The sequence below is a fragment of the Mesorhizobium sp. M4B.F.Ca.ET.203.01.1.1 genome (assembly GCF_004791025.1).
Classification (GTDB): Bacteria; Pseudomonadota; Alphaproteobacteria; order Rhizobiales; family Rhizobiaceae; genus Mesorhizobium; species Mesorhizobium abyssinicae.
Genome location: NZ_SRUO01000007.1, coordinates 135979 through 156714, shown reverse-complemented (window position 1 = coordinate 156714; position 20736 = coordinate 135979). Strand labels below are relative to the sequence as shown.

Below are 20736 nucleotides of genomic sequence, written 5' to 3'. Positions count from 1 at the left end.
CGTCAGACGGCCTCGGCCGGCGCCTTGCCTGTCAGAAGCAGGCGAGTCGCCGCCGCGACATCCTGTTGCCGCATCAGGCTCTCGCCGACAAGGAAGGTGCCGATGCCGCTCTGCTCCAGCCTGCGGCAGTCCTGATGGGTGAAGATGCCGCTCTCGCTGACCAGCAGGCGGTCGGCCGGCACCATCGCCGCCAGCCGCTCCGAAACGCCGAGGCTGGTCTCGAACGTCCTGAGGTCGCGGTTGTTGATGCCGATCAGCCGTGACGAGAGCCGGAGCGCCCGCTCCATCTCGGCCTCGTCATGCACTTCGACCAGCGCATCCATGCCGAGTTCGAGGGCCGTCGCCTCGAGCTCGCGCGCCATCGCGTCGTCGACACTCGCCATGATGATCAGGATGGCGTCGGCGCCCCAGGCGCGGGCCTCGAACACCTGATAGGGGTCGAAAAGGAAATCCTTGCGCAGCGCCGGCAGGGCGACGGCGGCACGCGCGGCGGTGAGGAATTCGGGCGCGCCCTGGAAGGACGGGGCGTCGGTCAGCACGGAGAGGCAGGCCGCGCCGCCATTCGCATAGGCCTTTGCGAGCGCCGGCGGATCGAAATCGGCGCGGATCAGCCCCTTGGACGGGCTCGCCTTCTTGATCTCGGCGATCAGCCCGAAGCCGCCGGCCCTGCGCCTGGCCTCTAGCGCGGCAAGAAAGCCACGCGGTGCCTCGGCGGCTTGAGCCCGCGCCTTGATCTCGGCCAGCGGCACGCGCTGCTTGGCCGCCGCTATCTCCTCGCGTTTGTAGGCTTCGATCTTGCGCAGAATGTCGGACAAGGGCTCTACTCGTTCGAAATTTCAACCAGCCGACCGAGCACTTGGAGCGCGCGGCCGCTGTCGATGGCTTGCGCTGCGCTCGCCATGCCGTCGGCGAGCGTCGTCGCCTTGCCGGCCACCACCAGGCCGGCGCCCGCATTCATCAGCACGGTGTCGCGATAGGCGCCCGCAGCACCTGCCAGCATGTCGCGCAGCGCCTTGGCGTTGTAGGCCGCGTCGCCGCCGCGCAACTCGTCCTTGGTGTGGCGCTGCAGGCCGACCGCTTCGGGGGTGAGCGCGAAGGTGCGGATCTCGCCGCCGGCAAGTTCCGCCACCTGCGTCTCGCCGGTGGTGGTGATCTCGTCATAGCCGTCGCCGTGAACGATCCAGGCGTGCTCGGTGCCCAGCGCCTTCAACGCCTCGGCAACCGGCATGATCCATTCCGGCAGGAACACGCCGACCATCTGCCTGCTGACGCCGGCCGGATTGGACAGCGGTCCGAGCAGGTTGAAGATGGTGCGCGTGCCAAGCTCGCCCCGGATCGGGCCGACGTGCTTCATCGCCGGATGGTGCGCCGGCGCGAACATGAAGCCGACGCCGGCTTCATGGATGCAACGGCCGATCGTCTCCGGTCCGATGTCGATCTTGACGCCGAGGGCGGTGAGCACATCGGCAGCGCCGGTCAATGAGGACAGGCCGCGATTGCCGTGCTTGGCCACCGGCACGCCGCTCGCTGCAATGACGAATGCCGATCCCGTCGAGATGTTGACGCTGTGCGAATTGTCGCCGCCGGTGCCGACGATATCGATGGCGCCGTGCGGAGCCTCGACGCGCAGCATCTTGGCGCGCATCGTGGCGACGGCGCCGGAAATCTCGCTCACCGACTCGCCGCGCACGCGCAGCGCCATCAGGAAGCCGCCGATCTGACCGGGCGTTGCGTCGCCCGACATGATGATGTCGAACGCCTCGCGCGCCTCCTCAAACGAAAGAGGAGTGCCGGCGGCGACCTTGGCGATATGGGTCTTCAGCGCACTCATCGGGCCTGCGCCTGGGAAACCGCGGCCGGGTCGATGCGGACGTCGTATTGCGTCTGCAACTGCGCCACCAACTGGTCGAGCAGGTCGTCCGACATGCCGGCGGTGAAGGATTTCTGCGCGTCGTCGGGCACGGAGCTGCCATCGGCGCCGGCCGGCTCGAACACTTCGGCCACCTTGTAGAGAATCTGGCCGTCGCCGGTGGGCGAGGGGATCAGCCCGGTGCCGCCTTCGCCGACGCCGAACATTTCGGCGGCGCCTTCCTTGCCGAAATCGGCGTCATCGGCTTCGCGCTTCAGGCCGCGCTTGGTCTGCTTCTCGAGCTTCAATTCGCCGGCGATCACGTCGAGCGTGGTGCCTGCCTTGAGGCGCTTTTCCAGCTCCTGCGCCTTGGCGTCGAGCCGCTTTTCCGTTTCAGCCGCCGTCCAGTCGGCCACCACCTTCTGGCGAACCTCGTCCAGCGTGCGGTCGCGCGCCGGCGTGATCGATCCGACTTCGTAGAAGACGAAGCCATTGTCGGCGGTGGTCAGGCCCTCATTCTCGGTGCCGGGCTCGGCGGCGAACACCGCCTTGATCAGGTCCGCCGATTCCGGCAGGTCCTTGACGATGGTCTCGTCGGGACGCTGGCCGGTGCGGTCGATCGCGTCGATGGTGACGACCTTGAGCTTCAGCTTGGCGGCGGCGTCGGCGAGCGAACTGCCCGAAGCGCGCGTGTCCTCGTAACTGTCGTGCACGTCGAGCAGGATGCGGCTTGCCTCGCCGAGCGCCAGGTCCTTGCGGATCTGGTCGGAGACTTCGGCCAGCGGCTTCACCACCTCCGGCTTGATCTCGGTGACGCGCAGGAGCACCGGGCCGAAAGCGCCCTGGACGACGGGGCTGACCTCATTGGCGGCGAGCTTGAAGGCCGCTTCGGCCACCGCCTTGTCGGCGATCTTGTCCTTGGCAAGCGTGCCGAGCAGCGTGTCTGCCTGGGTCTTGCCCTCGGCGGTGACGAGCTTGTCGAAGGTCGCGCCCGCCTTCAGCGAATCGAACGCGGCCTTGGCTGCATCCGACGTCTTGAACACCAGCTGCTCGATGGTGCGCATCTCCGGCGTCGTGTAGCGCCCCTTGTTCTTGTTGTAGTCGTCGCTGATCTGCTGATCGGTCACCGCGGTCGGATCCATGATGTCCTGCGGCTCGAGCCTGACATAGGAGAACTTGCGGTATTCGGGCGCGGCGTAGGTCTTCTTGTTGGCATCGAAATAGGTCTGGAGCGCGCTGTCGGCCGGCGCCTCGATCGGTTCGACCAGCGTCTTCGGCAACGTCAGATAGTCGATGGTGCGGTCCTCGCCGCGATAGAGCGCGACCGCCTTGAGGAAGGTTTGCGGCGCCTTGAGGCCGTCCGAAACCGCCTCGACGATCTGCTGGCGCACCGCCACCTGGGAGCGGTTCTTCAGATAGTCTTCGGGCCGCATGCCGACCTGACGCAGCAGATATTCGAACGTCCTGCGGTCGAACTGGCCGCTCGGGCCCTTGAAGGCCGGGTCCTCGCGCGTCAGCTCGGCAAGCCGGTCCTTGGAGAGGCCGAGGCCGAGCTTGCGGGCCTGCTCGTCGAGCACGGCGCCCGAGACGAGCTGCGCCAGCACCTGGTTGTCGATGCCGAGCGCCTTCGCCTGCTCGTGCGTGATGCGCTGGCCGAACTGCTGCGACATGACGCTGATCTGGCGGTCATAGGCGAGGCGGTACTCGTTGATCGAAACTGTCGTGCCGCCGGCGGTGATCACGGAATGATGGCCGCCCAAAGTTCCTGACAGACGCCCCGAAATACCCCACACGGCAAAGCTGATCACCAGCAAGGACAGCAACGCCTTCGCGACCCAGGTGCCCGCCGCGTTTCTCAAGATACCAAGCATGCCTACTTCCGATTTTTGCGCATTTTGCGTGCGCCCGAGTCTGAAACAAGCGCAATAGCGCCCTTCCGGCCCACTGTCGATTGCTTTGTGGCCTGATTTTGATAGTGAGGGCGGAAGCCGAATATCGCCTGGAGAAAGCAAAGCTCATGACGCCTGGAATCCGCCCGCTCGTCGCCGGCAACTGGAAAATGAACGGCACCAGCGCCTCGCTCAATGAGCTGAGGATGATCGGCAACGGCTTCATGAGCGGGCTCGACGCCGAGACCGAGGCGCTGGTCTGCGTGCCCGCGACCTTGCTGTCGCACGCGGCCGAAATCCTGTCGCGCACCCCGGTCCGGGCCGGCGGCGAGGATTGCCATCCCAAGGAGAGCGGCGCCTATACCGGGCGCATTTCAGCCGAGATGCTGAAGGACGCCGGCGCCAGCCACGTCATAGTCGGCCATTCCGAATGCCGCGCCGACCTCAGCGAGGACGACGCCACCATTCACGCCAAGGCGTCCGCGGCGTGGCGGGCCGGGCTGGTGGCCATCATCTGCATCGGCGAGACAAGGGCTGAACGCGAGGCGGGCACGACGCTCGACGTGCTGTCGCGCCAGATCGCCGGGTCGGTGCCGACCAGCGCCACGGCGGCCAACACGGTCATTGCCTACGAACCTGTCTGGGCGATCGGCACCGGCCTGACGCCGACCGCTGACGATGTCGCCGATGCGCATGCGCATATCCGCGCCAAGCTGACGGAGCTGCTCGGCGGCGCGGCGGCGAAGATGCGTATCCTCTATGGCGGCTCGGTCAAGCCGTCCAACGCTGTCGAACTGCTCGGCGTGGCCAATGTCGACGGCGCGCTGGTCGGCGGCGCCAGCCTGAAGGCGGCGGATTTTCTCGGCATCGCCGAGGCCTATCTGAATATCTCCTAGCCGCGGGGCCGACTGGCCGGCGCGGCCGAAATCGTTGCAAAGGCCGCATTGCTCCCCATATTCCGGCCACGGGCTTGGAAATGCCATCAAAGCATTGTAAGGAGCCGCCTCCAAATCACCGGTCGTATCCGCGGCCGCGCAAGGCCTTGCCAGGATAAATTATGGAAACCGTACTGATCGTCATTCACCTTATGGTCGTGCTCGCGCTCGTCGGCGTGGTGCTGCTGCAGCGCTCCGAGGGCGGCGGTCTCGGCATCGGTGGCGGTTCCGGTTTTATGACGGCGCGTGGCGCCGCCAATGCATTGACGCGGGCAACGGCGATCCTGGCAGCGGCCTTCTTCGCCACCTCGCTCACTCTGTCGCTCGTCGCGCGCTACGGCGAAAAGCCGATCGACATCCTCGATCGCGTCCCGGCGTCGTCCAGCAACGCCGGCAAGGGCGTGCTCGACCAGCTGCCGGGCAACGCGCCGGCCGGCGCCACCGCACCGGCCGCTCCGTCGACCTCGACGGCGCCGGCGGCACCCGCCAGCGGATCGGCGACGCCGCCCTCGTCGGGCAACGGCGCCGCGACGACGGCGCCTGCGCCTGCACCGGCACCCGCGAATCCGGCCACGCCGCCGGCGGCCAATGGCGTCACCTTGCCGGTCACCCCGCAGGTTCCGAACCAGTAGCCGGACAAGCTTATCCGGCCGCGATCTGTTGTCGTTTGAACACAGTCGCGGCAAATGCCGCACATTCACGAAGATTCAACCGGGCGTAGGCCGACGGCCCGCTTGAGGCGGCTCGGCCAGATCGATTATACATTGCGCGCGGCACTTTCGGCGTCCTTGGGGGACGCCGGGCGACGCCGTGGCAACAAAGCATTACACGATCGGATCTTCGCCATGCAGCTTCGCAGCTTCATTTTCATGGGATTCCTTGCCGTGCTCGGCATGGGGTCCGCAGCCTTCGCCGGCACGCCGGCAAACATAGCCGCATCGCCGTCAGTCGAGATTACCAGCGCCATCAATGTCGCCGTCAAAAGCGACGCATCGCAGCTGAAGCTTCTCAAGAAGAAGAAGAACCCGACGCCAGCCGATCTCGCTCAGATCAGCAAGCTCGAGGACAAGATCGCGGCCGACAAGGAAGCCGCCAAGACCAAGGCGCTGGAAGCCCGCAAGCTGGCGATGCGCGACGCAGCCAAGGCCAAGGCGGACGCTGCCCGGCAGGAATGGCTGGCGAAGAAGGGCCAGTCGGCCGAGACGAAAGTGGCCGATGCCAAGACAGGCAAGAAGACGGTCAAGATCATCGAGCCGATCGCCGCTGTCGAACCGATCCAGTCGGCCGAGCCGATGCCGGCCGAGGCGATGAACGTCGCGCTGACCGGCAACAATGGCGAGCTGCGCAGCGAGGCTCCTGGCCAGAAGCCGGCAAGCGGCGGCCTGTTTGCAGGCCTGTTCGGCGGTTCGTCGTCGTCATCGATCAGCTATCTGCCCGAAACGCGCGCACTTGATTCGGCTCTCGCCAAGAAGGACGCCAAGCGGCCGTTCAAGGTGAAGCCGGAGTTCGTGCCGCAGGACGTCGAGTTCAGCGGCTACCCCGCCGGCACCATCGTCATCGACACCAGCGCCCGCCGTCTCTATCTCGTCGAATCGTCGAGCACGGCGCGACGCTATGCGATCGCCGTCGGCCGCGAAGGCTTGCAGTTCAAGGGGACGGTCGCTGTCGGCGACAAGCAGGAATGGCCGCGCTGGATCCCGACGCTCGACATGCAGAAGCGCGAGCCCAAGCACTATGGCCAGTACAAGGACGGCATGCCCGGCGGCGGTGAGAATCCGCTCGGCGCGCGCGCCATCTATCTCTATGACGGCAAGAAGGACACGCATCTGCGCATCCACGGCACCATCGCGCCGCAGTCGATCGGAACCAGCGCCTCCAATGGCTGCTTCCGCATGATCAACGAGCACGTCATGGACCTCTACAGCCGGGTCAAGGTCGGCACCAAGGTTGTTATTATATAACAACCAGGCGTTATTATCTGAGGCCTCCACCCATCATGCCGAAAGGGCCGGCCCAGCCGGCCCTTTTGTTTTGACTGCAACATTTCTTGCCCTTCGGGGCGTCGCGCCTTCTTGGGAAAAAGCCTTCGCGGCGGTTTTTTCTCTGGCGGAATCAATCCGGCCGCGTTAAGCGATGACTCCCATGGCGCGATATGTATTCATCACTGGCGGCGTGGTTTCCTCACTCGGAAAAGGCATTGCTGCGGCAGCTCTTGGGGCTCTCCTGCAGGCGCGCGGCTATCGCGCGCGCATCAAAAAGCTCGATCCCTATCTCAATGTCGATCCCGGCACGATGTCGCCGTACCAGCACGGCGAGGTGTTCGTCACCGACGACGGGGCGGAAACCGACCTCGACCTTGGCCACTATGAGCGCTTCACCGGCCGCTCGGCCAACCAGCAGGACAACATCACCACCGGCCGCATCTACAAGAACATCATCGAGCGCGAGCGGCGCGGCGACTATCTCGGCGCGACCGTGCAGGTCATTCCGCACGTCACCGACGAGATCAAGCATTTCGTCCTCGAGGGCAATGACGACTACGACTTCGTGCTGTGCGAGATCGGCGGCACGGTCGGCGACATCGAGGCGATGCCGTTCCTGGAGGCGATCCGCCAGCTCGGCAACGACCTGCCGCGCAACAACGCGGTCTATGTCCATCTGACCTTGATGCCGTACATCCCGACCGCCGGCGAACTGAAGACCAAGCCAACGCAGCATTCGGTCAAGGAACTGCGCGGCATCGGCATTGCGCCCGACATCCTTCTGGTGCGCGCCGACCGGCCCATTCCAAAAGAAGAGCGCCGCAAGCTGTCGCTGTTCTGCAACGTGCGCGAAAGCGCCGTTATCCAGGCGCTCGACGTGCCGCACATCTATGACGTGCCGATGGCCTATCACAAGGAGGGGCTCGATTCGGAGGTGCTTGCCGCCTTCGGCATCGACCCGGCGCCAAAGCCGCGCATGGAGCCCTGGCAGGCGCTCTCCAACCGCATCCACAATCCGGAAGGCGAGGTGACGATCGCCATTGTCGGCAAATACACCGGCCTCAAAGACGCCTACAAATCGCTGATCGAGGCGCTTTCGCATGGCGGCCTCGCCAACCGCGTCAAGGTCAAGCTCGACTGGATCGAGAGCGAGATCTTCGAAAAGGAAGACCCGACGCCCTGGCTGGAGAAGGTGCATGGCATCCTCGTTCCCGGCGGCTTCGGCGAGCGCGGTTCGGAAGGCAAGATCCTGGCGGCGAAGTTCGCGCGCGAGCGCAAGGTGCCTTATTTCGGCATCTGCTTCGGCATGCAGATGGCCTGCATCGAGGCGGCGCGTTCGCTGGCCGGCGTCGAGCACGCCTCCTCGACCGAGTTCGGCCCGACCGAGGAGCCTGTCGTTGGCCTGATGACCGAATGGCTGAAGGGCAACATGCTGGAGAAGCGTAGGGCGACCGGCGATCTCGGCGGCACGATGCGGCTCGGCGCCTATCAGGCAGAGCTGAGCAAGGGTTCCAAGATTGCCGAGATCTACGGCGACACCCAGATTTCCGAACGCCACCGGCACCGCTACGAGGTCAATATCGACTACAAGCAGCGGCTCGAGGATTGCGGCCTGGTCTTTGCCGGCATGTCGCCCGACGGCGTGTTGCCGGAAACGGTCGAATACCCCGACCATCCCTGGTTCATCGGCGTGCAGTATCACCCTGAATTGAAGAGCCGGCCGCTCGAACCGCATCCGCTGTTCGCGAGCTTCATCTCGGCCGCGGTGGACCAGTCGCGCCTCGTTTGATGCGGACCTACGTCGCGCTGCTCTACAGCATCATCCTGGGCGAGGGGCGACGCCTCGTCATGTCCGACCTCAAGGCGATGGCGGAGAGCATCGGCCTGAAGAATGTCCGGACGCTGGTGGCGACGGGCAACCTGGTCTTCGACGCGCGGGCGGCCAAGATCGCCGATCTCGAACAACGGCTGGAAGCAGCGTTCGAAAAGACCTTCGGCCGCCATGTCGATATCATCGTGCGCCGCGCCGAGGACTGGCTGAAGCTCGCGAGCGGCAATCCGTTTCCGGCCGAGTCCGCCGATGCCGGCGATCAGGTCGCGGTGCGCGTCATGCGCAAGCCTGCGCCGGCGGACGCCGTCGCGGCGCTCGATGCCTATGCCGCCGACGATGAAAAGGTGCTTTCGGTCGGCGGCGACATCTGGCTCGTCTTTTCGCGTGAGCGACCAAGCTCACGGCTGCTGGCGGCGAGCAATCACAAGCGCATGGGCATAGGTACTTCGCGCAACTGGAACACGGTGCGCAGGTTGGCGGAGATGGTTGGGCAGCAGGCAGCAGGCAGTAGGCAGTAGGCAGTAGGCAGTAGGCAGTAGGCAGTTGGCAGTAGGCAGTAGGCAGTAGGCAGTAGGCAGTAGGGGTATTCTCTATTGCCTAAGCCCTACTGCCTACTGCCTTATTTCAAGCCTTCGCCGTCTTTGCCCCTGCGCCAAGCGCCATGGTGCGCAGCACGTAGTAGACGGCGCCCGCGATCGCCACACCGAAGAACCAGCCATAGACGCCCCACCAGGACGGCAGCCAGTTGGTGAAGTTGGGCAGGATCGAGGAGAAGATGGCGCCGATGCCGGCGGCGATGAAGGCGTTGACATGCCAGCCGCTTTGGAAGCGGAACTCACCGTCTTCGCGGTAGAGCGCCTCGACGTCGACCTCGCCCTTCCGGATCAGGTAGTAATCGACCATCATCACGCCGAAGATCGGTCCCATCGTCGCGCCGATGATGCCGACGAAGTGCGCGGCGCTGCCTTCCCAGGGCGCGAAGGGGTAAAGCACCAGCGCGATCACGGCCGCGATGTAGCCGCCCTTCTTGAAGTCGATCTGGCGTGGGAAGACGTTGGAGAAGTCGAAGGCCGGCGAGACGAAATTCGCCACCACATTGATGCCGAGCGTCGCCACCGCGAAGGTGAGGGCGGCAAGGGCTGCCAGGAACCAGCTGTCGAACTTGGCCGAGATCTGGTCGGGATGGAGCAGCACCTCGTGGTAGACATCGTAGGCGGCGATCGTGGTGACGCCGGCGACGAGCGAGAACAGGATCAAATTGACCGGCAGGCCCCAGATGTTGCCCTTGCGCAGCGCCGCATTGTCGGGCGCGTAGCGGGCGAAGTCGCAGAAGTTGAGATAGAGCGCCGAGAAGTAGGTGACCCAGATCGCCGCGACGCCGAAGAGCGCTGTCCAGGAGCTGGGATCGCCGGGGATGCCGGCATCGGCGGTCTTTTCGCGCAGCACATCCATCGGGATGTCGCTGGTGAAGGCGAAGCTGCCTGACTTCACGCAGAGATAGATGGCCAGGAGAAGCATCATCACCCAGACCGCGGGGCCGGCCCAGTCCTGGAAGCGGCGCACCGTTTCCATGCCTTTCTGGATGATCAAGAGCTGCAACGCCCAGATGACGACGAAGCAGATCACTTCCAGGGTGGAGTGGCCGAGAAGGTGCGAGGTCTTGTTGAACTCGTCGAACCATTGCAGGCGCGTCAGCAGCGCCACGATGGCGCCGGAGGCGGCGGCCGTCTGCGCGCCGTACCAGAAGCAGGCGACGATTGCGCGCACCAGCGCCGGAATGTTGGCGCCCCAGATGCCGAAGGAGGCGCGGGCGAGAACGGGGTAGGGCACGCCGGTCTTCACCCCGGCATAACCTACCATGTTCATCAGCGCGTAGATGATCAGCGAGCCGATGCCGATGGCGATGATGAAATTGACGAAGCCGCCGCAGAACAGGAACAGGCTGGCCGCCAGATAGTAGCCCCACAGACTGTGGACGTCGGACGTCCAGACGTTGAAGATCGAGAACGGCCCCCAGTTGCGTACTTTCGCAGGAGCGAGGTCCTCGTTGTAAAGGTCGGGCGATGCGCCTTGTATCGTCATTGCAAGTGTCCCCTTTTGCAAAACGCGCCCTCACGCGTTAATCGGCGAGGTTAAGCCTGACGCAGGGGAACCGGCAAGCAAACCATTTGCCGGCTTTGACCTTAAAGACATTCAACGAGAATCGCGCTTATCACGCATGCGCACCGCGGCCCATCATCGACATTTCGCTCCTGAGTCGGCAAAGCGGATCTTAGTCCGGGTCACCCGTGGATCGATTGCCTGACGGTCGAAATCCCGGGCATCCGGTCCGGTTGAATTTTTTTTGCCGCGCATCCGCTTTTTTGTGGAACCAAATGGCCCACCGGGTGTTTAATGAGGTTCTGTGCACCGCGATCGCCGGGAGGAAAACGATGGATCGCTTGCATTTCTTTACGCCCGTGCGGATTCTGCCCGGGCAAGGCTACCCCGTAGAAGAAGTAGACAGCGTCGCCGAAGCGATGGTGTTTTTGCGGAAATGGCCAGCAGGTCGGCGCGGACCGGTCTATCAATGCGCCCTGAACTGCTGCTCCGCCGCCATGGCCGGCAACATGTCGGCCGAGGAGGCAAGGAAAGCTTTTACCGGCTTTGCCCGCATCACACGCCTCCTCGACGACGAGATGGCCATGCCGCTCGGCGGCGAGGCGATGGACAACGTCTACGCCTTGCGGCGCTAGCCGCTCTAACTCCAGAACTGTCGAGGTTCGCGCCATAGTGGCGCGGACCGCGGCTCTGCGTCAGCTAGCGAACCGTCATAGTCTGCCGGGGGCATTCATTGGGGTTCGAGAGACGCTCCGTCGTTTGATCGCGACGCGGTCAGATCCTCGCGCTTCGCAATGAGACCGGCTTTGCTAGCGCCTTCAGAAAAGGCAGACAGCGCATCGGGAGCTGTTACCGGCCAAGTTCGAACATAGCCCTCGACGGAGAACTCCGGAAACTCGGCGCGGATACGCTGAACTAACGTGTGGGCCTGCTCAAGATCGCCGAGTCGAGCATGGGCCATCGCACGAACCATCAACGACTCCCCATGAACAGGAGCCTTCATCGCGGCTGTGATAGCGTCGCGGTCGTTTCCGGCGACATATTGGGCGATTGCAAGCGCTCCGTAGTACCAAGGGGGAGCGCTTGGATTTAGGAGCAGAGCGTGATTGACCGTGTCCACCATGCGCTTAGCATCACCAACAACGAGGGGCATGTTGTACGCAATCAAGGCAAGGTTATCAGCATCGTTTGGGGCAACTGCAAGCGCCCGCTCGAAATCCTCCTTCGCACCTTGAATGTCCCCGTCCGCCGCACGCAATGTCGCGCGCTGTCCGAGCGCTATCCAATCATTTGGGTCCAATTGCAGTGCACGAGTCGTATCTTCCCGGAAGTGCCGCAAGGCGGTATCGACATCGTCAGAGAAGCCTAGAGTACTGGCAACCGAATATGCGAGGCCTAACTGGCTCCAAGCCGGTGCAAATTCCGGGTCCATTCGCACTGATTTTTCGAGGTACTCGATACCCTTTAGGACCCCCTCTTTGGTGACGCTCTGGGTACTGTCCATCCCAATCAGATAGAGATCGTACGCATCAAGGCTCGCGGGAGGCTTCCGTTTGGCAACCGCCCTGCTGCTGCGTGCGATCTCGCCGTAGTACGTCGAGGCGATGCTGCCGACCACGCGAGCGGTTATCTCGTCCTGCACCGAGAATAAGTCGTCGGTAGCTTGATCGTACCGTTGCGCCCACAGGTGAGCTCCGGAGACCGCGTCAATGAACTGTGCTGTCACTCTCAACTGATGCCCTTGAGTTTGGACGCTTCCTTCTAGGACAAACCGAACGCCAAGTTCTCGGCCGACTTGCCTTACGTCTGGGCTCTTTCCTTTGTAGGCGAAGCTGGAGTTGCGAGCGATCACGAAGATGTCGGGATGCCGCGCCAAATCAGTTATGATGTCCTCACTGAGCCCTTCCGCAAGACGTGTCCATCGGGCGTCTCCATCCAAATTGTCGAATGGAAGTACTGCTATCGTCCGCGAGGCATGAGCATCTTCCACGGGCCAGAATATCCAGGCGACGCCGATCAGGAGCAATGCGGTCAGAGGCGCCAATAGTCTCCTACGAGACAAGTACGGCCGGGCACGTAGCCGCCAAGGGCGTCCCGTCCCTCGTAGCCGCACTCGATAAGTACGAACCGGACGGGCGATGTTCTTGACGCGCTGGTCGCCGACAAAATCGATCGGAAACGGCAATTTTCCTTGCAACTGGTCAAAGGCAGTGCCGGAAATCAATACGCTCCCCGGATCGCAAAGTTGTTCCAGTCTAGCCGCCACGTTGACGCCGTCGCCAAGCAGGTCGTCCCCCTCGGCTACAACGTCGCCGACGTTGACCCCAACGCGAAGGACTATGCGCTTGTTTTGAGGCGTGTTGATTTGTTGCGCGACAACGCCTTCTTGAAGGCGGGTCGCAAAGGCAACAGCGTCAACGACGGATACGAACTCGAAGATCGCTCCGTCACCCATAAGCTTGACAGTATGGCCGCTGTGCTGCGCGAGCAGCGGATCAACAACCACGCGGCGCAGCTCTCGTATCGTAGTCAACGTAGCCGACTCGTCGGCTTCTATAAGCCGCGAGTATCCGACAATGTCGGAGGCGACTATCGCAACGAGGCGCCGATGCGCTTGCATTGCCACTCATTAGCCAACGCAGGCATTTTCCAACATCAGCATATACCCAATATCGGGCGATGGCGAACCGGAGCTCGAATGCTGCTCCGCTCTACGGATGCGCCCATACTGGCATGCTGGCTGGGCTCAATCTCGAGCCGCCGATCCGCCCAATTTCTGATTCTAATCGCGATGCAGGGTCGGAAGCTCAGAAGGAGAGATCGGTCGAGAAAGAAGAATCGGCTAGGGCCCGAACCGGCCGGACCAAGTGACTGCCGCCCCGGGCCAAAGCGGATCACCTTCAGTCCCGTGTAGCCAACTCCACTCGGACCGGGTGCGTTGCGGCGGTTGCCGTTGTAGAGTGCGTCGGGTGACCCATCACGCGCCTCAACGGAGCACAGGCGACGCATGGAGCGGCGGCTAACTGCCATATTTGCGGCCGATGTAGTCGGCTACAGCCGGCTGATGGGCGAGGACGAGGTCGGCACGCTGGAGCGGCTCAAGGCCTGTCGCCGCGAGTTGATCGATCCATCGATCGCCCGGCATCACGGCCGTATGATCAAGCTTATGGGCGACGGTGCGCTGGTCGAATTTGGCAGCGTCGTCGATGCGGTGCAATGCGCGGCCGACATCCAGCGCAAGATGGCCGAGCGTGACAAGGGTATCGCGGACGACCGGCTCATCCGCTTTCGCATCGGCGTCAACCTCGGCGACATCATTGTCGAGGGTGAAGACATCTATGGTGACGGGGTCAACATCGCCGCGCGGCTGGAAGCGCAGGCCGAGCCCGGCGGCGTCTGCATCTCTGGCACGGCCTTCGACCACGCCGTGCACAAATGCGACGTCGGCTTCGCCAGCCTTGGCGAGCAGCGGCTGAAGAACATCGCCGACCCTGTCCGCGTCTATCGGATTCTCCTCGAACCTTCGAAGGCGGGCAAGGTTCTGAGCGGCCCGCGCCGCCCGCTGCGGCCGGCGATCCTGGCGACGGGTGCGGCGCTGCTCGTTGCCGCCGCGGTTGCCGGCACCGTCATTGCCTGGCAGTGGCTGCGGGCGCCGCAACGGCCTTCCGTCGCGGTATTGCCGTTCTCCAATTTGAGCGGCGATCCTGCGCAGGACTATCTCGCCGAGGGCATAACCGAGGACCTGATCACCGACCTCGCTAAACTTTCGGGCCTCGACGTGATCGCCGGCAACTCGGTCGCCGCTTACAAGGGCAAGCCGCCCAATCTCGCCGACGTCAGGCGCGAACTCGGCGTCGACTTCCTCGTCGAGGGCAGCGTCAGGCCGACGGGTGACCTGATCCGGATCAACGCTCAGTTGATCGATACGGCAAACGGCGAGCATGTGTGGGCCGACCGTTTCGACCGGCGCGCGGCCGAAACGTTCGCTGTCCAGGATGAGATGCGCAAGGAAATCGTCGCCGCGCTCTACGTCGAGCCCTCGGCGGTGGAAACCAAGAGGATGGAGCGCCCGCCCACCGCCAATCTCGAGGCGTATGACTACTACCTGCGCGGCGAGCACGCTGCCTTCACCGGCCGCCCGCCCGGCATGCGCGACGCACTGGACTTCTATGCAAAGGCGGTCGCGCTGGATCCTTCGTTCGCGGCGGCATTCGCCGCCGATGCGCGCACTGCCGTCTATGTCTGGCGCAATGCCTATGACGACGTGCTGCAGTCCGCCCCGGCGCGAAAGCGCGCCTATGAGAGCGCGGGGCGAGCCCTGCAGCTCAATCCCGATCTGTCGCTGCCCTACGCGATGCTTGCCATCCTGCAGAGCGTGGACCGGCGCTTCGACGAAGCGATCGAGTCGGCCCGGCGGGCCGTGGCGCTCGGACCGGGCGACGTCGAAGCGCAGGTCGCACTCGGATACGTCTACCTATTCGACGGCAAGTTTCCGGAAGCCGCCGCGGCTGTCGAAACGGCATTGCGGCTCGACCCCGACATGTCGCCGATCAACCGCCAGATCGCCGGCACGGTCTTTTTCTTCGACGGCGATGGCAAACGCGCGGTGGCGGCGCTGGAGCGCGCTCGCGACGAAGCGCCTGGTGTCGGCAACATCCTGGTCTCGCTCGGCGCCGCCTATGCTCAGACCGGCCGCATCGCAGACGCGCGGGCGGCGGTGGCCCAGGGCCTGCGACTTCTTCCCAACAACGACTCTATCGCCGCAATCAGGATGGGATGGCATTTTCGCAATCCGCAGGATTTGGAAACCCTGATCGGCGCGTTGAAGCAGGCGGGTCTGCCGGAATGGCCCTATGCCTTCAAGGGCGACGAGAGCGATCGGCTTAAAGGTGAGGACATCAGCGCCCTGGTCATCGGTCACACGCTGAAGGGCGTCGCGGAGCCGGGGCCCCGGCCGGCAATCATGCAGATCGGCAATGACGGCCAGGCGGCCTTCCGCTCTACCGCTCAATTCATTACCGAGACGATATCCGTTAAAGAGGATCTGCTTTGCGAGCAAAGCGAAAACGCATTTGGGCGACCGGATTGCGGCCCGATCTATAGGCGCCAAGGCGAGTTCGCGTTCAGCTTCGTGAACTCGCGCGTCGTTTTTCACTTCTCGCCGCTCGACTAGGCGCCGCACACTTTAGGGCGGAGACATCAAAGCGCCCGAGCGGTCGGATCAATTGATCTGGTCGCGCTCCAGCCTTGCCTTGACGGCCGGCCAAGCAGCTTCCGCTTTTGGCAAAACGTCGTCGGCGTGGGCGGCGATATTTTCCATATCAGGCTTGTCGTAGGCTAGATAGAGCTTGCCGTCGATGATCTTGAACGCCTCGGGATCGACGTTGACCGTCACCGATTCTAGCGAAACCTCGCCCACGCAATAGCCGCCATATTGCGGAGCATATTTGACAGGCTCGCTCATGAACATCTTGCGGTGCTCGTCGCTTGCGAAATTCCACGGTGTGCCGAGCCAGTCATAAGCGATTTTCTCCGAACCTTTGACCGCCTTGCCGTCGGTGAAATAGGCGACCGGATCATAGCCCATGATGGCCACGCCGCCGAAGTAGCCGGTGTTCACCGAGCCGTCGGCATGCGCGGGGGCCGCGCCGACAACCGAGAAGGCTAGTGCGCCCGCCAGGATAAGGTTGCTCGGAGATCTGCTTGCGTCTGCCACGTACATTGCGCGTCTCCCATCAATCGTGAATGTCCATGCACCGTTTGTAGTTCTCTTCTGTGTCCTTGATGACTTCCGGCTTCTGGCAAGCGGCGCCGTGGCGCTTGTAGAGGCGAACGATCTCCAAGTTGCCCTTCCAGAAGGCGCGGCTGATCGGCGCGTAGCCGTGGACCTCGGGATGGGCGACGTCAGCGCCCTTGGAGATGAGGAACTCGACCACCTCCAGATGGTTTTCCTCGCCCGCCACCATCATCGGCGTGACGCCTGCCTTGTTGGCCGCGTCGTCGAGCACGGCGCCACGGTCGAGCAGGAGTTTGGCAACAGGCAGGCTGCCGGAATAGGCTGCGGCATGAAGGGGCGTGAAGCCACCGGAATTGCGCGCCATAACGTCGGCGCCCTTGGCGATCAGCAGTTCGGCGATCGCCGGCTGATCGGCAAGCGCGGCATTGATGAGGGGCGTTGCCTGGTCGCGCGCGCGACCGTCAACGGCGGCGCCGCCGGCCAAAGCCTCCTTGGCGGCGCTGGGATCTCCTGCGGCAACGGCATCGAACAACGGGTCTGCCGCGGCCGTCGCAACGGCGAAAGCCAGACCGACCATTGCAAACAAGCCGCGCATCGCCTGTCCTTTAGAGGCGCCTAAAATACCATGCGGCAGTTCACCTGGGTAGCCCTTCGAGCGACCGGGCGGACCGCTAACTGAGAGGGAAGACAAGGGCGCTACCCCGGTTGCGACTTCCAAGTTTACTCGCCGCTGGAAGCTAGCCGAAGACGTGTTCGCGTTCGGCGCTCGCTCCTCCCTTGCAGCCGGCCCAGCCAGTCGGATCCGGGGGCCGGCGGCTAACCCGTAAGAACGCCATTTCGCGCTTTTGGTAACTGTAAAAGCAACCACCACGCTTTCGAAATAGCGAAAGCGTTGGAAATAACTTATACGATTCCCGCGCGGAGTATCTTTAAACCTGTAGGTGCGATACCTACGTCATTTATTGTTATGTCTATCAAGGCAACACCGATGTAACATCGCTCACGGCCGCGCCTCCCGTACTTGGGGACTCGGGATGCGCGGTCATTTTTCCATACAATGAGCAGCCCAAACGTTCGACAAGCCCTTAGTGCGTCGAGCGTGCCGGTGCGCGATCTCCCCGCTTCATCAATAAACACCAACCGGGTGGCCCTCGGGTGAACGAACCCGTGCGCCCCATGGGAGAGAAGAGATGGAAGCCCTACAATATCTCGAGCCGATGACATGGACGGCAATCGAGATAGCCGTGCCGGTCATCGTGCTGGCAATCCTGTTCTGGCGGAGCGGCGTGGTCCGCTACATCCCAAACGACAGGCTCGGCATCTTGGAAAAACTATGGAGTTTTCGCGGTTCCGTCAGCAATGGCTTCATCGCGCTCAACCGTGAGGCAGGTTACCAGCCGGAAGTCGTGCGCGGCGGCCTCCATTTCTTCATGCCGTTCCAATATTCGATTCATCGCGCCAATCTTGTCACCATCCCGCAGGGTCAGATCGGCTATGTCTTTGCCCGGGATGGCAAGCCGCTGCCTCCGACGCAGACACTTGCTTCCAACACCGACGCCGACGATTTCCAGGATGTGCGCGGCTTTCTCGAAAAAGGCGGGCAGAAAGGACCGCAACGCAAGATCTTGCGTGAAGGCACCTATGCCATCAATCTCGCGCAATTCATCGTGCTGACCGCCCAGTCGATCCATGCCGTCAATCTGAGCCCGTCGGAACAAAATCTTTTTGCCAATATGTCCAGCGTGATCTCGGAGCGGGGCGGCTTTGAGCCGGTCGTCATCCACAATGCCGAGGACATGATCGGAATCGTCACCATCCATGATGGTCCGGCCCTGCCGGACGGCGAGATCATCGCACCGACCGTCGCCAACGATCCGAACGACCCGAACTTTCACAACAATTTTCAGGACCCGGAGAAGTTTCTCAATGCCGGTGGCTACCGTGGCCGGCAGTTGCAGGTGCTGGCCGACGGCAGTTACTTCCTCAATCGCATTTTCGCGACCGTCGAACTGGTCGAGAAGACAATCATTGACGTTGGAACGGTGGGTGTCGTCGTCTCCTATAACGGCCGCCACGGCGCCGATATATCCGGGCAGGCATACCGTCACGGCGAACTGGTCGAAGTCGGCGCACGCGGTGTCTGGTCGACACCGCTGCTGCCGGGCAAGTATGCGTTCAATACCTATGCCGGCAACATCGTCACCGTGCCGACCACCAACTTCGTGCTCAAATGGACGAAGGAGCAGTTTGGCGAACACAGGCTGGACGAGAACCTGTCTGAAGTCTCGTTGATCACCAAGGATGCGTTCGAGCCTGTGCTGCCGCTCTCCGTCGTCGTGCATATCGACTATATGAAGGCGCCGCTCGTGGTGCAGCGTTTCGGCGACATCAAGCGGCTGGTCGAACAGACGCTCGACCCGATGGTTTCTGCCTATTTCAAGAATATCGCCCAGACAAAGACACTGATCCAGCTTTTGCAGGAGCGTAGCGATATCCAGCGCAAATCCGGCGAGGAGATGCGCGAAAAATTCAATTCCTACAGCCTCGAGCTGCAGGAAGTGTTGATTGGCACACCCCGTGCCGCCAATGACCAGAACAGCATAGAGCAGATCCTGATCCAGCTGCGCGACCGCCAGATCGCAGTCGAAAAGGTCGAGACTTATAAATTGCAGGAGAGGGCGGCCACTCAGGAACGCACGTTGCGAGAGAAGGAGGCGCTTGCCGAACAGCAAGCCAAGATCACGACGTCGGCACTTACCATCGAGATCAGTGAGAACGAGGGCAAGGCGCAACTCGCCCGCACCCGTCAGGAGGCGGAAACCATTCAGGTCAATGCCAAGGCAGAAGCCGAGAAGGTGCGCCTCGCCGGCCAGGGCGAGGCCGACATGATCAAGGCTGTCGCGCTTGCCGATGCCGAACGCATCAAGGCGACCGGTTTTGCGGAGGCCGAGAAGGTGCGCGCTGTCGGCCTGGCGGAGGCCGAGGCCACCGAGAAGAAGGTCGCGGCTTTCGGCGGACCGGACTATCAGCTCAACTCGCAGGTTCTCATGCGCTTCGCCGAGGCCATCGAAAATGGCAAGCTACCGCTCGTGCCGCAGATCCAGATCGGCGCTACCGGCGGCGAGAAGGGGGGCGCCAATGGCCTTGTCGAGATGATGCTTTCGATGCTCGTCGCCGACCGGGTTGGACGGCAAAACCTACCGGATGAGATCCCGGCTCCGGTTGAGGAGGATTGATTGGGAATGGGCCGGTTGTACCGGCCCATTTCTGCTCTGCCGTTCGCAATCCAGAGTTCCGCGTCGAGATCGGGGCACGCTTGCTCTTCGCGGCCGGGTAGGAAATCGCTGCAAAATCGCTTATGTGAGCGCGACGCCTCGTTGACCGAGGACTCGAGAACCGCCGGATATGAAGAGCAGCGATTACAAGAAGATGCGCCTCGCCATCGCGCCCATGATGGACTGGACGGATCGGCATTGCCGGTTCTTCCACCGTCAACTGACGCGCCGGGCGCTGCTCTATACAGAGATGGTGGTGGCCGACGCGATCATCCAGGGCGCGCGCGAGCGGCTGCTCGGCTTCGACGCGGCGGAGCATCCGGTGGCGCTGCAGCTCGGCGGGTCCGATCCCGGCAAGCTTGCCGAGGCGGCGGCGGTCGGCGAGGCCTTCGGCTACGACGAGATCAACCTCAATGTCGGCTGCCCGTCGGACCGCGTCCAGTCAGGCACGTTCGGCGCCTGCCTGATGAAGACCCCGGTGCTTGTCGCCGACTGCGTCGCGGCGATGAAGGCCAGAGTGAAAATTCCCGTCACCGTCAAATGCCGCATCGGCGTCGACGAGCAGGATCCGGAGCCGGCGCTCGACGACCTGGCCGACGGGGTTTTCGCGGCCGGCGCCGACGCATTGTGGGTGCACGCCCGCAAGGCCTGGCTGGAGGGGCTCAGCCCGAAGGAAAACCGCGACATCCCGCCGCTCGACTACGGTCGGGTCTATCGTCTCAAGGTGAGAAAGCCGAATGAATTCATCGGCATCAATGGCGGCATCCAATCGCTGGACGCGGTGCGCGAGCACCTTTGCCATGCCGACGGCGCCATGCTCGGCCGCGTCGCCTACCACACGCCGGGCATCCTGGCCGGCGTCGATGCCATGTTCTACGGCGAGCCGCCCGCGGCGTTCGACTATGCCGCTCTGATCGATGTCATGGCGGCCTATGCCGCGCGCCATATCGAGAAGGGCGGGCGGCTCGGCCACGTCACGCGCCATATGGTCGGCCTGTTCCACGGCCTGGCGGGCGCGCGCCGCTACCGGCAGATCCTGTCGACGGACGCGACGAGGCCGGGCGCCGGACCGGAGGTGTTGAAGACGGCCTTTGCCGCTGTCGACCTCAGCGGCACGGCGGCCGAAGCGGCCTGAGGG

Annotated in this window: 16 protein-coding genes; 9 read left to right on the top strand and 7 right to left on the bottom strand. The window is 63.2% G+C overall.

The window, feature by feature from the left end; translation table 11 throughout:
* Positions 1–2 precede the first annotated feature (2 nt).
* The 3 genes from trpC to EN846_RS17465 are packed head-to-tail and all read right to left on the bottom strand — an operon-like array spanning position 3 to position 3720.
* Positions 3–815: an indole-3-glycerol phosphate synthase TrpC gene (gene trpC, locus EN846_RS17475; protein WP_127393147.1), complete on the bottom strand. Its 813-nt coding sequence runs from the start codon at positions 813–815 to the stop codon at positions 3–5.
* Between the two features lie 5 nt (positions 816–820).
* Complete coding sequence (gene trpD / locus EN846_RS17470; protein ID WP_127310808.1) at positions 821–1831, bottom strand: anthranilate phosphoribosyltransferase; 1011 nt, start codon at positions 1829–1831, stop codon at positions 821–823.
* Positions 1828–3720 carry a peptidyl-prolyl cis-trans isomerase gene (locus EN846_RS17465; RefSeq protein ID WP_127310807.1) on the bottom strand — a complete coding sequence of 631 codons (1893 nt, stop codon included), beginning with the start codon at positions 3718–3720 and terminating at the stop codon, positions 1828–1830. Before EN846_RS17465 ends, trpD begins: the two co-directional genes overlap by 4 nt.
* A gap of 146 nt (positions 3721–3866) precedes the next feature.
* On the opposite strand from EN846_RS17465, the gene tpiA reads away from it, so the two are divergent.
* The 5 genes from tpiA (at position 3867) to EN846_RS17440 (ending at position 9004) form a co-directional block, all read left to right on the top strand.
* Positions 3867–4634: a triose-phosphate isomerase gene (gene tpiA / locus EN846_RS17460; protein WP_127284340.1), complete on the top strand. Its 768-nt coding sequence runs from the start codon at positions 3867–3869 to the stop codon at positions 4632–4634.
* Positions 4635–4795: 161 nt separating this feature from the next.
* Complete coding sequence (gene secG, locus EN846_RS17455; protein ID WP_127393148.1) at positions 4796–5305, top strand: preprotein translocase subunit SecG; 510 nt, start codon at positions 4796–4798, stop codon at positions 5303–5305.
* Positions 5306–5518: 213 nt separating this feature from the next.
* Entirely contained in the window at positions 5519–6634 is a 1116-nt protein-coding gene (locus tag EN846_RS17450) for a L,D-transpeptidase (protein WP_135858427.1), read from the top strand.
* Between the two features lie 172 nt (positions 6635–6806).
* Complete coding sequence (locus tag EN846_RS17445; RefSeq protein ID WP_127392869.1) at positions 6807–8444, top strand: CTP synthase; 1638 nt, start codon at positions 6807–6809, stop codon at positions 8442–8444.
* Entirely contained in the window at positions 8444–9004 is a 561-nt protein-coding gene (locus tag EN846_RS17440; RefSeq protein WP_127392870.1) for a DUF1697 domain-containing protein, read from the top strand. The genes EN846_RS17445 and EN846_RS17440 overlap by 1 nt, the downstream gene beginning before the upstream one ends.
* Before the next feature lie 106 nt (positions 9005–9110).
* Here the strand turns inward: EN846_RS17440 and EN846_RS17435 are convergent, their stop codons facing one another.
* Complete coding sequence (locus EN846_RS17435) at positions 9111–10568, bottom strand: NCS1 family nucleobase:cation symporter-1 (RefSeq protein WP_127392871.1); 1458 nt, start codon at positions 10566–10568, stop codon at positions 9111–9113.
* A gap of 350 nt (positions 10569–10918) precedes the next feature.
* Between EN846_RS17435 and EN846_RS17430 the strand changes: the two genes are divergently transcribed.
* Positions 10919–11221, top strand: a complete 303-nt coding sequence (locus EN846_RS17430; protein WP_127284334.1) for a DUF982 domain-containing protein — start codon at positions 10919–10921, stop codon at positions 11219–11221.
* Between the two features lie 95 nt (positions 11222–11316).
* On the opposite strand, the gene EN846_RS17425 is transcribed toward EN846_RS17430, so the two are convergent.
* A complete protein-coding gene (locus EN846_RS17425) occupies positions 11317–13206 on the bottom strand; it encodes an adenylate/guanylate cyclase domain-containing protein (protein WP_127392872.1) in 1890 nt (629 codons plus the stop codon).
* Between the two features lie 387 nt (positions 13207–13593).
* On the opposite strand from EN846_RS17425, the gene EN846_RS17420 reads away from it, so the two are divergent.
* Entirely contained in the window at positions 13594–15759 is a 2166-nt protein-coding gene (locus tag EN846_RS17420; RefSeq protein ID WP_135858429.1) for an adenylate/guanylate cyclase domain-containing protein, read from the top strand.
* A 48-nt stretch (positions 15760–15807) separates the two neighbouring features.
* On the opposite strand, the gene EN846_RS17415 is transcribed toward EN846_RS17420, so the two are convergent.
* Together EN846_RS17415 and EN846_RS17410 are read right to left on the bottom strand one after the other, a co-directional pair.
* Positions 15808–16308, bottom strand: coding sequence for a YHS domain-containing (seleno)protein (locus EN846_RS17415; RefSeq protein ID WP_127394263.1), 501 nt, complete (start codon positions 16306–16308; stop codon positions 15808–15810).
* A 13-nt stretch (positions 16309–16321) separates the two neighbouring features.
* Positions 16322–16918, bottom strand: coding sequence for an ankyrin repeat domain-containing protein (locus EN846_RS17410; protein ID WP_128346913.1), 597 nt, complete (start codon positions 16916–16918; stop codon positions 16322–16324).
* Between the two features lie 595 nt (positions 16919–17513).
* On the opposite strand from EN846_RS17410, the gene EN846_RS17405 reads away from it, so the two are divergent.
* Together EN846_RS17405 and dusA are read left to right on the top strand one after the other, a co-directional pair.
* Positions 17514–19559, top strand: a complete 2046-nt coding sequence (locus EN846_RS17405) for a flotillin family protein (protein ID WP_127284342.1) — start codon at positions 17514–17516, stop codon at positions 19557–19559.
* 169 nt (positions 19560–19728) lie between these two features.
* Positions 19729–20733 (top strand): tRNA dihydrouridine(20/20a) synthase DusA, encoded by a 1005-nt coding sequence (dusA, locus tag EN846_RS17400; protein WP_127393525.1) that lies wholly within the window; start codon positions 19729–19731, stop codon positions 20731–20733.
* The last annotated feature ends 3 nt before the right edge of the window (positions 20734–20736 follow it).